Here is a 405-nt window from a genome sequence, read left to right on the forward strand (position 1 = left end):
CAAAGAAGGCTTTGCCTATCTTTCCCTACTTACCGATGCCTACAGTCGCTGCATTGTCGGGCATTGTTTGCACCCTACTCTAGAGGTGGATGGCCCGTTACATGCCCTGCATCAAGCATTTACCTTCTACAGAGAGCACCAAATTGAAACAAAGGGGATGATCCATCACAGCGATCGCGGGATTCAGTATGCCTGCGGCCTTTACACTTCAGAGCTTCAAGATCGCGGCTGCCGCATCAGTATGACCCAAACGGGTGATCCGCTGCATAACGCTTTGGCCGAGCGAATGAACAATACGCTCAAGAACTCTTGGTCTGTCTCCAGCGAGCGACAATCCTTCGAAGAGGCGAAGCGGTCTGTCGATCGGGCTGTTCAGATGTACAATGAGGCCCGACCGCATCAAGC

Annotated in this window: 1 protein-coding gene; it reads left to right on the forward strand. The window is 52.6% G+C overall.

Going from position 1 to position 405, the window contains the following annotated elements:
• Positions 1–405: IS3 family transposase (locus HQ37_RS05540; protein WP_036881343.1), on the forward strand; the 405-nt coding region annotated here is incomplete at both ends.

This window comes from Porphyromonas sp. COT-239 OH1446, assembly GCF_000768875.1.
Classification (GTDB): domain Bacteria; phylum Bacteroidota; class Bacteroidia; order Bacteroidales; family Porphyromonadaceae; genus Porphyromonas.